The organism is Paenibacillus sp. JNUCC-31, assembly GCF_014844075.1.
Classification (GTDB): Bacteria; Bacillota; Bacilli; order Paenibacillales; family Paenibacillaceae; genus Paenibacillus.
The window spans coordinates 6,170,161-6,184,130 of sequence record NZ_CP062165.1 but is presented as its reverse complement, the minus strand read 5'-3'; the positions used below and the strand labels follow the sequence as shown (position 1 = coordinate 6,184,130).

Genomic DNA, 13,970 nt, shown 5'->3' with positions numbered 1-13,970 from the left:
CAACAATCTTTCAAACTAAAATACCATGCACCTGAAAGTTAACTGTAAGGACTACATTCATGTTCCTTGAAGACCCGCAAGGCTTGTCACGAACGATATAAAAAACCGTCCTGCCTGAGCGTACTCAGCTTGACGGTTCTTTTGTAATCTTGGCGATAATCGATTGGAAGCTTTCACCCTTTTCCAACGCATATGTGCCTACTTGTATTTTAGTGTTAATTCGCTCTGCCCTGCCTGCCTTTATAAAAGCCTCAGCGTTATCAACAATACCGGCTTTCTCCAAATTCCCTGCCACTATGGCTAGACTATTGCCTGGACGGACTTTGAAGGACACTTTTTCCAATTGAGGACTGCTTGGTGTCGACGGTTCCGTTGTCTTTGGCTGACTAACTTTGCTCTGTGCGTCATCTTCGTTAGCGGCTGGTTGCTGCGGCTTCTCCGGTTGCTCTGGTTTCTCAGCCGACTTTGCCGCCTCGGGTGTTGTTGCCGTTTTTCCCTGCAGTTCGCTGCTTTCCTGCTTTTTCTTCTCTACCCACTCTGTTTCGGTATACAGCTCATCTTCTGTACCTACCAACTTCATATCCATACTCTTCGCAGCCATTTCAAGCTGTTCCTTCGTCAGATTGGCTGTGACTTCCTCCGGATCGAGATTGCTCTCAGACAACGCATTCTGCCCCACCGTTGCAAGCTGTAGCAGCACTGCTCCAACAATCATGCCACTTCCAAGTCCAATCCATAGAGAGCGTTTGTCCATCTGTTAGCTCTCCTCCCGTTCTGCCAGCTGTAAGATCAGCTGCACTTCCCCACGTTGTATGCCTGTCTGCTTGGCAATGGAATCCACAGATTTACCTTCGGCGTATAAATTAAACAGATCTGCATAACGTTCCTTAATAGAGTCACGTACAGGGGGAGACTCTGGCTCAACAACCTGCAAATTTGCTTCTGCAACCTCTGGTGCGGACTCAAATCTTACACTATCTACAAGCGCTTGGGCTTGCAACCCGCTTGAATTGTGAATCGAAGCGGCATTGGCATGCATTTCCGCTTCTATCATTTTTCTGTTTTCCAGTTCAGCCAATCTCTGCTGTAATTCCTGAAGCTGAGTTTGCATTCGCTGATCTGCTGCAGCGGCTTCGCCCTTCATTTCAGCAACACGCTGGATTAGCGCATCATTGTCGTTTTCTATCTCAGCCATATAATGCTCAAGCGTGGACTCCATCTCTTGCACCAGGTGTTGCCCAGGCCCCTGCACCTTGTCTTTCTTGGGCATGATAAGTGCATATGCGATTGCGCAGGCTCCTAATATGACAATAATGATCCATGGTGACAAATTGGGTTCTCTCCTTTAATGCAGCCGTCGTGCTCAAGATTTCATGTCAGTCACAATTCATCCATTACAACGACAGATCAATATGTTTTCCTTTGTATGGATGTTCGGCAGGTTTGATAGTCTCCTGCACTAAAGCAGATTCAGCCTCATTGGAGCCGTTCTGCTGCTCTTTGTTTTTGGATTGACCATCGCGTACATTAGTGTGTGCTGTTTCATCCAGCGCCTCGCTTCGCTGCCTTGCCTCATTTGCTTCTTTGGCTGTTTGTTCTGCAAGCAAGCTCTGGTCCGTAACCGGTCTCTGCTGGGTTTCACTCTGATAACGCCCTGCCTCACTTGTTCTAGGTACGGCAATCTGCAACTCAACCGCTTTGAAACTCATACGCTCACCTCACGGTATCGGATGGATTTCTTCATGTGCTTGAATGCTGTACTTAAATGAACGGGACCATCGTTATATCCCCATCATGATAATAAAAAGATATTCGACTTACCGGATCTTTAATAAATTTGGTGTATCTGCCGATAACTATTTTAGAGCCACCATAAATCATCTTATGAATATCAACACGAGCCCTGCTTGTATCTTCAAGTACCTTCTCGATTTCAAAGATACGTGTTTTCGTCTCCTCACTAAGACGAAGCGCAGATTTTTGTGTAGCACTCAGCTTGATGCGCATGGACATTTTGTCCGGACTCAATTGCCCTGCTGCAGCTAGCTGATCCAGCAATGTCAATGCTTTCTTCGTTTTATCCAAGGCATCCATTTGCTCCCTGACTTCCTTGCGCAAGTCGGTCAGCTCATTACGGAGTTTTGGCAATACTCCTACTTCAATGGAAGTCACAGTAGACATGCTGTTGCCGACAACGCGTGCTGAGACGTTTTCGCCAGCCTGAATCGACCCGCCGACGATAAGTCCTTTTGTACCTTCACAAATCACTGCATTTCCTGCACGAATAGTGGAATGCATAATGCTTTGGGAGACGATAACATTTTCAGAGGCATCGACATTGCCTTCTTGTATAAAGGTACACTTCACGTTATGTCCAGCTTGTACTAACCCTTTGTTATAGCCAATAATGCCGCCGGAAATTTCGACAGAGCCACCTGCTTCCAGCTCCGCTCCCTCGACACCGCCGACTACACGGATATCGCCCGCTGCTTTTATCTTAAATCCGGTAAGTACATTACCACGTATGACAACCGTACCCACAAAATCAATGTTGCCAATGTTATAATCGACATCGCCATTGATTTCATATACGGGAAAGACATTCAATTTGTTGCCATCTGTCTTGGTCACCAATCCATCCAGAGCGGCATACATTGCAGATCCTTCAGGGTCAACTACAACATTTTTCCCAACCTTGAAGCGGGCTTCTTTCCCAGGCCGAAATGGAATCTCTTCTCCTGTGACAGCCCTGCCTACCGTACCATCTACTGGAGGAATCCGTTCCGCAATAATCTGGCCTGATCGAACATTGTTTAAGCGGGTTACTTCTTTGTAGTCGACTTTTCCATCTTCAGCTTCCAAAGGCCGCCGTTCATTGTCATTCATCCCTACCAGTACCTTGATAAATCCATCCGTTCCCTGCACTGGTTTAATCCCTTCGGCAATTTTGTACTGAGCCTTTACATATGCTTCTGGATGACTTACAAAAGCGAGCATTGCATCGCGCAACATACCATACTTAATCCCCTGGCTCCCCATATATTGTTCGAGCTCATCCAGTGTGCAGGTAAAATCTTCTTCCTGTTTGGAAAATTCAAGGTAGGCCGTACTTTTATCATCTGATAAAACAATGCTCAAACACTGTTCCAAAACAGTTTGTTGTGTCAATGCATTTCTTCCTCCTTTAGACTTTCCACTCCCCAAAATCCGTATATTAAAGCTCTCTATTCATCTATTAATCTTTACGCATAAGTAAGTCTTTCTGTTTATCCAGCGTTCCACGTAACCGCAAGATTGCCTTCGAGTGCAATTGAGAAATACGTGACGGAGATAGGGACATAACCTCGGCGATTTCACTTAGAGACAGATCCTCATAATATAAAAGAGAAACTACTGTTCGCTCTTTGACTGTCAATTTATCAAGTCCCTGCACTAAAGCTTCCTTCAAATAAAATTCATTCACTTTATGATCCGGATTTTTGGCTTTCTCATCGATCATTAATGAGAGTCGGGTTTCAGACTCTTCTTCGCGGATCGGGTCTTCCAGGGAACAAAGTGACATGACAGCTACTTCCTGAAGCATATGTTGAAAATCTTTTGTGGATACGTCCAGATACTGACTCATTTCTTCGTCACTAACGGAACGTAAATAGGTCTGCTCCAACTGCTGGTACGCATCTTCAATCCGTTTTGCTTTCTCCCGTACGGAACGAGGCACCCAGTCTCCCTGACGCAAGCCATCAAGAATTGCCCCACGTACCCGCCAGGATGCATACGTTTCAAATTGCAAACCGCGTTCATAATCAAATTTCTCCAGAGCATCAATCAAGCCCATAACTCCGTTGCTCTCAAGATCATCTTTGGGAACATTTTTGGGCAGACCAACAGCTAAACGCCCGGATACATAATTTACAATATGCAAATACTTTTCGATCAAACTTTTCTTGGCTTCCAGATCTCCATGTTCTTTCCACTTTTCCCACAAATCGGCGTGGTTCAAATGTGAAGCTTTACGCTCGTTCAATTGCTTTCACCCTCCTTATTTGTCTGTCAGGTGACGAACGGCCTGCGCCAACTCCTCCGGATCTTTGGTCCGGACAAGTTTAGGCGGATCCAAAGGGGCGAATCCCGTTGGAGCTTTCGTCTCAGATGGTGGAAGCGTATCCCCAGAGGAGGCGTTCTGTCCACTCTTGAGCAAGTCGTTCAGCTCTTGTCCATCGTCTTCGAGTTTGATGTCCACCTGTGAACCTCTTAGTTCTTGAGCGCCCGGTGAATCATAACCATATCCATTCCCCTCTGATGAAGGGTTCAGCAGCAATCCCAGTCCCCAGCGTAAACCATAAGCAAGGACAAACCAGGCTACAAAGCCGATTAACCCGCGAATTAAACTGGTCGTCAACACATTGCTGCTGTATGCTACAAAAAAAGTCAGAATAAATCCGACTATGCCTGCTCCAAGATTAATGCGGTAGTTTCCTATCATCGTCTTATAGTTCCTTTACACCCATTTGGACACTTCGAATAGTCAAAAGTCCAGTTTCACAGTCCATTTCAATGGTTCTTCCATAATTCCCACCCGTATCTTCGGCAAGAAGAGGAATTCCCAGCTTTCCTAACCATTCCCGACAAGAGTCCGCATTCCTTGGTCCGATCCGCATCGTGTCCCCTGCCCCGGAGAAGGCAAACATCTGAGAACCTCCAGCCATTTTAGACACAATACGTGAACGAGATGCACCCAGCTGTATCATTCTTTGTAACAATTCCGGCAATGCTGTATCTGCATATTTGGCTTTGTTCAAATTCCCTTCCCGGGCAATCTCTGAAGTGGGGAGCATCACATGCGCCATTCCGGCAAGCTTTAAGTGCGGATCATACATGGTTAATCCTACACAAGAGCCTAAGCCAGTCGTACGGATTACGCCGGGAAGATGAGCAATGTTCAAATCCGCCATACCGACTTTAACGACGCTTTTGTCCTCAATCATGATTTAGTGGCACCCCTAAAGATTCAAATATCTTTGCAAATGACGGCGGATCCGGAATCAGGAAAAATTGACCCTCTACCTGATCTTCGCCTTCAAAGAAAGAAGTGTCAATCAATAATGCATCGTCGCCCATTTCCCCAAACTGCAGCAAACCATAACTGAGAATAGCACCTGCCATATCGATCGCAAGTCCAGGAACGGTCGGATACATGGATAACTTCGTGAAATCAGCCAAGGAAGAAAGGTACGATCCCGCCAAAATATTTCCGATTTCAGATAAAGCCGATTGTTCCATATCAGTGAAGGTGAGGCCTTCCTTCAGATCAAAACCAGCAAGACGGTTCAGCAGCATTCTGGCAGCCTCAGGTGTCATCATAAAGAACAGATTACCTGGTGCTTCGCCTTCTACACGAAGAAATACAGTAACAACGATGCGTTCATCTCCACCGACTGTTTCAGCCACTTCTTCAAAAGGGAGCATTTGTACTGTTGGTACACCCATATCAATCGGTCTATTGAGAAGCTGAGACAACGCCGTTGCAGCGTTGCCTGCCCCAATGTTACCGACCTCTTTGAGCACATCCATTTGGAATCCCTCAAATCGGTTGAACAGTTCCACGGTGTTAGCCCTCAATGCTTTCCAGCTGAACAATCTCGCTTTTATTTAATACTTCGTGCAAGTTCAGCATAATCAACAAGCGTGAATCCTCCAGCTTGGCAACCCCACGCAGGTATCTTGCTTTAACTCCACCCACCACTTCAGGGGGGGTATCAATAGCATCACGCTTGATGTCAATGACATCATTGGCAGAGTCAACGATAAAGCCAACTTGCATATCATCTACACCTACAATGACGATACGAGTTTGATCCGTGTATTCTGATTCTGGCAAAGAGAAGCGACCACGCAAATCAATTACAGGTATAACTACACCACGTAAATTAATAACTCCTTTTACAAAGGAAAGGGTTTTGGGAACACGGGTAATGGGCATCATGCGTTCAATGGTCTGAACCTTGTCTACCTCAATACCATACTCTTCGGAACCTAATTTAAAGACAATGACTTTCAACTCTTCTTCCATGTAAAAAACCTCCCTATTAAATGTAAGTCTTAGCTTGCATGCTTATTTAATAAATGCATTAGGATCAAGAATCAGAGCGACTTGTCCATCTCCTAGAATGGTTGCTCCAGAAATCCCCTCAATGGAAGGAAGATAAGTACCCATTGATTTAAGCACGATCTCACTTTGCCCGATAAATTCTTCAACTGCAACAGCTGCAAGACGTTCACCTTTGCGAATCACGACAATTTCGGTTTCTTGCTCATCTGCATCATTGAAATCAGGCACTCCGAAAACTTCACTCAAGGACAAGTATGGAATTAATGATTCACGGAATGTGATCATTTTGTTTCCATGAATGTTGCGCACTTGTTGTCGCTGAACAATAGCTGTCTCCACAATGGAGGACAACGGAACAGCGTATTTTTCAGATCCAAGACGAACAAGCATCGCAGCAATAATGGACAGCGTCAATGGAAGCTGAACCGAGAAGTTGGTACCCTTACCTGGTGTCGAATGAATGGTTACATTACCACCAAGGGATGTAATTTTGGATTTTACAACATCCAAGCCTACTCCACGGCCAGAGATATCCGAGATTTTGTCTGCAGTACTGAATCCTGGTGCGAACAACAACTGGTTTACTTCATCGTCGCTCATCTTGGCACCTTGTTCTTCAGTTACGACTCCACGCTTGACGGCTGTTTTCAAAAGATTGTCCCGATAAATTCCTTTACCGTCATCTTCAATCTCAATAAATACATGGTTTCCGCTATGGAAGGCACGAAGGTTAACTGTTCCCATCTCTGGTTTGCCTGCTGCTACGCGCTCAGCGATCGATTCCACACCATGGTCAACGGCGTTACGAAGTAAATGAACCAGTGGATCACCAATCTCATCAATAACGGTGCGATCAAGTTCCGTTTCGGCACCTGTAATTACCAGATCAATCTTTTTATCGAGTGTTTTGGCCAGATCACGAATCATGCGCGGGAAACGGTTGAATACGGTATCCACGGGAACCATCCGCAATTTCAGTACAATATTTTGCAAATCCGTACTGACTCTGCTCAGATGAGCTACCGTATCCGATAAATCATTGTTGCCTGTCTCACTGGCCAATTGCTCCAGACGGGAACGATCGATTAGTAGTTCGCTGAACAAGTTCATCAGTACATCCAGACGTTCAATATCCACGCGAATGGTGCGTGAAGGTGCCGCTGCTTGTTTAGGTGGCGCTGGTTTGGAAGCTACCGGCTTTGCTTCATCTTTTGATGAATCTTTCGTATTCAGTGATACAGCTTCTGGTGCAGGAACAGGTGCATCTGCTACTTCAACTGCTGCAGCGGCCTGATTAGTCATCTGCTGTAGAGTTTCTTGATCCAGTTGAATGACTTTGGCACTTTCAATTTCAGAGATGCTCATAATACCTTTTTCAAGTTCCTGCGCCTCTTTGGTCGTTATGTAATACAACGAAAAACTGCGCTCGAACTTCTCTTGCTCAATATCCTGAACTGTTGGGAACGATTTGACCACTTCTCCTGATCGTTCTAACAGATCAAAGACCATATATGCACGTACACCCTTTAATTGGCTCTGCTCGCTGACAAGAACCTCAATATAGAGCACACGGTGGCCTTCAGCTATGGATTGATCCAATACGGAGTACTGGAACTCGTCCAATTCAACCGCGCTTGGGGTTGATGTGTTTGGTGATTGGTTTGCATCTGCTGCTGGAGCGTTCCCCCCCGTCCATTCACCATTCTCAATGGCTTGGAGCGAAGCAACAATGGAGGAGACATCCGCTTTACCCTCTCCACCTCCAGTAATATCCTGAACCATTGTTTCCAAAGCATCCAAACTCTTGAACAGAGTATCAAATATGAAATCCTGCATTTTCAACTTTTCGTTACGTACTAAATCCAGTACATTTTCCATTTTGTGTGTCAGTGATGCCAGATCCTCAAAGCCCATTGTAGCAGCCATACCTTTCAACGTATGAGCTGAACGGAAAATGACCTGAACAATTCCCAGATCCTCCGGATTGCCTTCGAGTTGAAGCATATTTTCGTTAAGGGACTGCAGATGATCATTAGACTCATCAATAAACATAGATAAATACTGATTCATGTCCATTGTGAGGCACCTCCTCCATAAGTTACACTCCGTTTATTTGACAGCTTGAACAAGTTTAGGCGCAATCTCCTGCAGTGGCAGAAGATGGCGCACGCATTGCAATTCCACAGCAGAGCGCGGCATACCATACACGACACAAGTTTCTTCATTCTCGGCAAAGGTAGATGTGACACCTGCTTCATACAATTTTTTCATCATACGAGCACCATCACTGCCCATACCTGTCAGTAAAACCAGATGTCTCTGCAATGATGTATATGGCAACAGTGACTCAAACATTGTATCCACCGAAGGCCTGTGTCCATTTACCGGTTCTTCTTCCGTCAGCTTTACGGTAAACCTACCATCTGCTGTTTTACTGACTTTGATATGAAAACCACCAGGGGCAATGTAGGCCGTTCCTTTTCGGAGAACCATGCCTTCCTCTGCCTCTACGACGTGCAATTCACTGAACGTATTCAGTCGTTGCGCAAGCGATCGGGTAAAATTGGGCGGCATATGCTGAACAATAATGACCGGCGCCGGTAAATCACCTGGTAGTTGCTCCAGCAAAGTCTTGAGCGCTCTTGGCCCCCCAGTTGAACAACCAATGGCCACAAGTTTGTTAAATGATCCATCCGTTCCTCCTGCTCCCTTATGAGACGGACTTGCTTTGGCAATCTCTTTGGATGGTAACGAAGAAGTTGCGGCTGTCTCATGTTCTGCCAATCTTGATATATTGGGAAAACTTTTTTCTTTGGGAAGTTGCACAGGCTTGCTTGGCTTTTCTAGTTTCTCTGCGTTAGTATCCGCTGCTCGTTTTGCATTGCGCAAGGGTTCCAGCTTCTTATCCGGACGGCCCGCACTTTGGTTCGTCGGAGGTGGACTCATCTGCTTCGTTCTAGCTGGCAAAGGTTCTGTTTTGCCATTCCCAAGTCGTGTGCTCGGCAGACCCGGTTCTATCGTTTTTTTCCTATTCATTTGTCGGTCTGATGCTGGTATCTCTGCCTGTATTCCTTTAGACGGATGCATCAAGTTACTTTGCGATTCATCCCGCTTCTTCAGGGATGCTTCACGCTCAGCTTTTCGCTTGATTTCATCCATAGCCGCCCGCATCCGTTCCACCAGAGCTTTACCTACTTGTGCAATATCCTGATCATGCACAATCGATGGCTTACGAATGAAGTCAAATGCACCAGCCTCAAGTGCCATGATCGTCTCTTTCATGCCCTGTTCATTGATACCCGAAAGCATAATTACCGGAACGAAAGACTGTTTCATGATCGATTTTAAGGCGTCCAACCCGTTCATTTCTGGCATTTCTACGTCCATTGTGATGATATCAGGCTTCAAATCTATGACTTTTTGAATCGCTTCCCTGCCGTTTGATGCTGTTGCCGTAACTTTAAACTCCGAATCCGCTTCAATTAAATCTGAAACGATTTTACGCATAAAAGCGGAATCATCGACAACCAATACTTGATACACCGCCATGTTGTTTCCACCCCTGCTTCCTTTATTCAGAAATCATGTTGTTCGTTTTAGCCATTTTTTCATAAACCCTCTGATTCCTGTTAAGGTTCCGGATCCCGTAGTAGAAGGTGCAGCCAAATAGCGAAGTGCGAGTTTCTCTATATCCTTGGACGCTTTGGCATTCGGATAGGCCAGACTATATGGCACTTGCCTTTTGACTGCCTTTACAACCTGAGCATCTTCAGAAATATATCCAAGTAGCGGGATATCGGTCTGCAAGAACCTTTTTGCCACTCCAGCTATTTTATCCGCAACCCGTTCCGCCTCCTGCTGGTCTTCAACCCGGTTAACGATCATCCGAAAGGGTGTAGCATTCTCCTGGCCATGCATAACTTTGACTAAAGCATAAGCATCGGTTATTGAAGTCGGTTCAGGTGTGGTTATGATTAGGCACTCATCGGCTGCACCGATAAATTTCATGTTTTCTCTGGAAAGTCCGGCTCCCGTGTCAAAAATGACATAATCCATCTCCTGAGCAATCTCTTCTACTTGTTCCGCGAAGAATTCCAGATCACGATCTGATAATGAGAACAATTCTTTCATCCCCGAACCTCCGGCGATATAGGGCAACCCACTTGCACCAAGTTGTATGATTTCCTGTATGGATTTCTGTCGGTATAACAAATGGTACAGATTATAGGAAGAAGAAGTTCCCATAAGAACATCGATATTAGCCATCCCTATATCCGCATCAAATACGAGTACCTTTTGCCCCAGCGCCTGCAAAGTCAGTGCAAAATTCAGTGTGAAATTGGATTTACCAACCCCGCCCTTTCCACTGGCAACGGTTATGATTTTGGAAGAGCGTTGATCACGTTGCATCTCATTCGCTGCGTTAGGCATAGAGACCATATTTCTGAGTGAGGCTGCCTGGTCCTTCATTGTGCATATTCTCCCAGTAACTGTCTGGTCAATGATTCTGCATCAGGCTTAAGAAGATCATCCGGCACATTTTGTCCATTAGCCACATAAGCAAGCTTGAGTGGAAAACGATGTAATAAGTTAAACATCGGACCACAACTTCCTGTCTCATCCATCTTCGTGAAAATCACCTTGTCCAGTCCATACTTGCTGAAATGTTCGGTAATTTGAATCATATCGGCACTTTTGGAGGTCATGCTCAAGACCAAAAAGGTTTCACTATTTTCAACAGGAGCAAGCAGGCTTTGCAATTCTGAAACAAGTAATTCGTTCCTGTAGTTTCTTCCGGCGGTATCCATGAAGATCAGATCACATTCCTGAAGCCGGGAAATTGCACGTTGTGTGTCCCCAGGGGATTGTACGACCTCAAGCGGTACATTTAAGATGGATGCGTAGGTTCTAAGTTGTTCTACCGCAGATATACGATACGTATCTGAGGTTATAAACCCTACCTTGCGCTGCTTGTTGAACATCTGTTCAGCAGCCAGCTTGGCAATGGTTGTTGTTTTACCCACCCCGGTAGGACCTGCAACATACACAATACGTGTGGTCGGCATAATGCCTGCCTCAATCCGTTGTTCCAAAAAATGTGATATTTCGCGCTGAATTGCTTGATATGCTTCTACTTCGTTTAACCCTTGTTCAGAGAATTGCATCTGGACAGCATCAAACCAGGATTCCCACACTTCTGTCCATACGTCCTGTTCTGTCAACCGTTGTCTCAGCACATGAAACTCTTCGGGTAATGGGTCAGTGGAAGCGCCTTGTCTGGATAGCTTGGTCATCATCAATTTGAGGTCCTGAAGTTCAGACATCAGCTGCTCTTGTTGCGAATTGGCCCCTTGCTGCCCCGCGGCAGATGAACCCGAAAAATCCGCCCCTTGCGGTCGCGGTTTATGCTCGAAGCTCGAAGAAGACATGCCGTTGCTCGTGTCTGAACTGATTTTACTTAATTCAGACACGGCTGAGGCATCCTTAGGTTCCTCTTGCACTTTTTTATCAGCGATATTCTCAACCGAATCGTCAGAAGCAGCGACAAACGAACGAGCCGTTTGTCGATAGGCTTCAGGAACAAAAGCGCGAGGGACCGGAGTAAATTGGTTTTGCACTTGCTTCGTTGGTTGTTTCTTTTCTTCCTTGTCCACTGCTGCGACAACTTCAATCCTTTTTTTGCGGAACATTCCCAACATACCGCCCACCTTAATTTCCTTGGTGGACAGAATGACGGCATCACTTCCCAGGTCTTTGCGAATTTGAAGCATAGCTTCGGGCATGGTCTCAACAACGTATTGTTTTACTCTCATAAGTTCACCACCCCGACACTTTGGATTTCAACATTCGGTTCCAACTCACTATAGGAAAGCACTGGTATATCCTGCATGGTACGTTCAATCACCTGACGCAGATACATACGAATGGTTGGAGAAGTTAATACAACAGGCTGTTGGCCCGACTGAATCAGTCGGTTGACCTGTTCAGTCAATTTTTGATATACACTTTGTGTTGAAGCTGGGTCCAGTGCAAGATAACTTCCTTGATCAGATTGCTGCACACTCTCAGCGATCTTCTTCTCCAGCCCTGGTCCAACAGTAATCACTCTAAGTGTCTCACCTTTTTGGGAGAACTGCTGGGTAATCTGACGAGACAGGGATTGTCTCACGTATTCCGTCAGTACATCGGGGTCCTTGGTATACGTTCCGTAGTCAGCCAATGTCTCAAAGATAGTAACCATATCACGAATGGAAACTTTCTCACGCAACAGCTTGGCCAACACTTTCTGTATATCACCGATGGACAGAACAGAAGGGATCAGTTCATCCACAAGCGCCGCATAGTTCTCTCTGAGATTATCCACAAGTGCTTTGGTTTCTTGTCTGCCAAGTAACTCATGGGCATGCTTCTTAATCAATTCAGTCAGATGCGTTGCTACAACGGAAGGCGGATCGACGACCGTATATCCTGCAAGTTCAGCTCTATCTTTGGTTACCTCGTCAATCCATAAGGCAGGAAGTCCAAAAGCTGGCTCTGTCGTTTCGATCCCTGTAACTGATTCTTCTTCATATCCTGGGCTCATGGCCAGATAATGATTTAACAACAGTTCCCCGCCACCAACAACATTACCCTTGATTTTGATGACATATTCATTCGGTCTTAATTGGATGTTATCCCGAATTCGGATAACTGGGACAACTAACCCCAGTTCAAGAGCGCACTGTCTGCGGATCATAATGATCCGATCCAATAAGTCTCCGCCCTGCTGATTGTCAGCCAGAGGAATTAAACCATAACCAAATTCAAACTCAATAGGGTCAACTTGTAACAGATTAATTACACTCTCTGGACTTCTCACTTCTTCAATCTGCTGCTCCTCTTCCATCTGTTCCTCTGCCACTTGCTTCTGATTCAGGTTGTTCTGCATCCTCCACCCAGAAAAGGCCAGCACACCTGCAAGGGGCAACGTTGTAATGACATGGATCGGTGTGAAAAATCCAAGCATTGCTATTACAAAAGCTACAATATAAAGGAGCATCGGGTATGTAAACAATTGCCCCGTAATGTCATCGGCCAAATTCCCTTCCGATGATGCTCTTGTTACAATAAGACCTGCTGCTGTAGATATGAGGAGTGCAGGAATCTGGCTTACTAATCCATCCCCGATGGTTAACACGGAATAGGTGGACAGCGCATCGGCAAAAGCAAGACCATGAACTGTCATTCCGATAATAAAGCCGCCAACCAGATTGATTAGGAGAATAATGATACTCGCTATAGCGTCTCCTTTTACAAACTTACTCGCACCGTCCATGGCTCCGTAAAAATCTGCTTCACGTTCAATTTTGGAACGACGTTCACGCGCCTGCTGCTCATTAATCAGACCAGCATTCAAATCGGCGTCGATACTCATCTGTTTACCAGGCATCGCATCAAGGGTGAATCGTGCGGCTACTTCAGCTACACGCTCAGAACCCTTTGTTATAACGATAAATTGAACAACGACGAGAATCAGGAACACAATAAATCCGATTGCAATCTGCCCACCGGCAATCCAGCTACCAAAGGTGGCCACAACAGATCCTGCATTTCCTTGTCCCAGAATCAGTTTCGTTGTCGATATGTTTAGTGCTAATCGAAACAACGTCGTGATCAGCAATAATGCAGGAAAGATGGAAAATTGCAATGCTTCTTTGCTGTTCATTGCAACAAGCAGTATCATCAGTGCAAGTGAAATATTGATGACGAGCAGCATGTCCAACAACCAGGTTGGGATCGGGAGAATCATCATCAACACGATGCCGATGATACCCGCAAGGACAGCAATATCTTTTGTTTTCAATGAATGTACGGCCTCCGA

At 45.6% G+C, this 13,970-nt stretch carries 14 protein-coding genes; all 14 read right to left on the bottom strand.

Translation table 11 applies throughout. The features are described from left to right. Positions 1-124: 124 nt before the first annotated feature. On the bottom strand, positions 125-754 hold the full coding sequence (locus JNUCC31_RS27255) for an endolytic transglycosylase MltG (protein ID WP_192266336.1): 630 nt from the start codon (positions 752-754) through the stop codon (positions 125-127). 3 nt (positions 755-757) lie between these two features. Further along, positions 758-1,330 (bottom strand): hypothetical protein, encoded by a 573-nt coding sequence (locus JNUCC31_RS27250; RefSeq protein ID WP_192266334.1) that lies wholly within the window; start codon positions 1,328-1,330, stop codon positions 758-760. A 64-nt stretch (positions 1,331-1,394) separates the two neighbouring features. Further along, entirely contained in the window at positions 1,395-1,709 is a 315-nt protein-coding gene (locus JNUCC31_RS27245; protein WP_192266332.1) for a hypothetical protein, read from the bottom strand. A 52-nt stretch (positions 1,710-1,761) separates the two neighbouring features. Then, positions 1,762-3,168, bottom strand: coding sequence for a flagellar assembly protein A (locus tag JNUCC31_RS27240; RefSeq protein ID WP_192266330.1), 1,407 nt, complete (start codon positions 3,166-3,168; stop codon positions 1,762-1,764). A gap of 67 nt (positions 3,169-3,235) precedes the next feature. Then, the gene (locus JNUCC31_RS27235) at positions 3,236-4,024 is read right to left on the bottom strand and encodes a FliA/WhiG family RNA polymerase sigma factor (protein WP_192266328.1); all 789 of its coding nucleotides are present in this window, start codon (positions 4,022-4,024) and stop codon (positions 3,236-3,238) included. Between the two features lie 15 nt (positions 4,025-4,039). After that, on the bottom strand, positions 4,040-4,483 hold the full coding sequence (locus tag JNUCC31_RS27230) for a hypothetical protein (protein WP_192266325.1): 444 nt from the start codon (positions 4,481-4,483) through the stop codon (positions 4,040-4,042). A 4-nt stretch (positions 4,484-4,487) separates the two neighbouring features. Further along, on the bottom strand, positions 4,488-4,985 hold the full coding sequence (locus tag JNUCC31_RS27225) for a chemotaxis protein CheD (RefSeq protein ID WP_192266323.1): 498 nt from the start codon (positions 4,983-4,985) through the stop codon (positions 4,488-4,490). After that, positions 4,978-5,571, bottom strand: coding sequence for a chemotaxis protein CheC (locus JNUCC31_RS27220; RefSeq protein ID WP_157284312.1), 594 nt, complete (start codon positions 5,569-5,571; stop codon positions 4,978-4,980). The genes JNUCC31_RS27225 and JNUCC31_RS27220 overlap by 8 nt, the downstream gene beginning before the upstream one ends. A gap of 37 nt (positions 5,572-5,608) precedes the next feature. Then, entirely contained in the window at positions 5,609-6,070 is a 462-nt protein-coding gene (locus JNUCC31_RS27215; RefSeq protein WP_192266321.1) for a chemotaxis protein CheW, read from the bottom strand. Between the two features lie 42 nt (positions 6,071-6,112). Beyond that, on the bottom strand, positions 6,113-8,185 hold the full coding sequence (locus tag JNUCC31_RS27210) for a chemotaxis protein CheA (protein WP_192266318.1): 2,073 nt from the start codon (positions 8,183-8,185) through the stop codon (positions 6,113-6,115). Positions 8,186-8,218: 33 nt separating this feature from the next. Next, a complete protein-coding gene (locus JNUCC31_RS27205; RefSeq protein WP_192266316.1) occupies positions 8,219-9,658 on the bottom strand; it encodes a chemotaxis protein CheB in 1,440 nt (479 codons plus the stop codon). Positions 9,659-9,691: 33 nt separating this feature from the next. Beyond that, complete coding sequence (locus JNUCC31_RS27200) at positions 9,692-10,579, bottom strand: MinD/ParA family protein (RefSeq protein WP_192266314.1); 888 nt, start codon at positions 10,577-10,579, stop codon at positions 9,692-9,694. Continuing rightward, on the bottom strand, positions 10,576-11,922 hold the full coding sequence (gene flhF / locus JNUCC31_RS27195) for a flagellar biosynthesis GTPase FlhF (RefSeq protein WP_192266312.1): 1,347 nt from the start codon (positions 11,920-11,922) through the stop codon (positions 10,576-10,578). The genes JNUCC31_RS27200 and flhF overlap by 4 nt, the downstream gene beginning before the upstream one ends. After that, on the bottom strand, positions 11,919-13,952 hold the full coding sequence (gene flhA / locus JNUCC31_RS27190) for a flagellar biosynthesis protein FlhA (protein WP_192266310.1): 2,034 nt from the start codon (positions 13,950-13,952) through the stop codon (positions 11,919-11,921). The genes flhF and flhA overlap by 4 nt, the downstream gene beginning before the upstream one ends. Positions 13,953-13,970 lie beyond the last annotated feature (18 nt).

Coding starts and splice junctions, on each gene's coding strand:
- JNUCC31_RS27255 (WP_192266336.1), bottom strand. CDS start 754: ATGGACAAACGCTCTCTATGGATTGGACTTGGAAGTGGCATGATTGTT.
- JNUCC31_RS27245 (WP_192266332.1), bottom strand. CDS start 1,709: ATGAGTTTCAAAGCGGTTGAGTTGCAGATTGCCGTACCTAGAACAAGT.
- JNUCC31_RS27230 (WP_192266325.1), bottom strand. CDS start 4,483: ATGATAGGAAACTACCGCATTAATCTTGGAGCAGGCATAGTCGGATTT.
- JNUCC31_RS27225 (WP_192266323.1), bottom strand. CDS start 4,985: ATGATTGAGGACAAAAGCGTCGTTAAAGTCGGTATGGCGGATTTGAAC.
- JNUCC31_RS27220 (WP_157284312.1), bottom strand. CDS start 5,571: ATGGATGTGCTCAAAGAGGTCGGTAACATTGGGGCAGGCAACGCTGCA.
- JNUCC31_RS27215 (WP_192266321.1), bottom strand. CDS start 6,070: ATGGAAGAAGAGTTGAAAGTCATTGTCTTTAAATTAGGTTCCGAAGAG.
- JNUCC31_RS27210 (WP_192266318.1), bottom strand. CDS start 8,185: ATGGACATGAATCAGTATTTATCTATGTTTATTGATGAGTCTAATGAT.
- JNUCC31_RS27205 (WP_192266316.1), bottom strand. CDS start 9,658: ATGGCGGTGTATCAAGTATTGGTTGTCGATGATTCCGCTTTTATGCGT.
- JNUCC31_RS27200 (WP_192266314.1), bottom strand. CDS start 10,579: ATGAAGGACCAGGCAGCCTCACTCAGAAATATGGTCTCTATGCCTAAC.
- flhF (WP_192266312.1), bottom strand. CDS start 11,922: ATGAGAGTAAAACAATACGTTGTTGAGACCATGCCCGAAGCTATGCTT.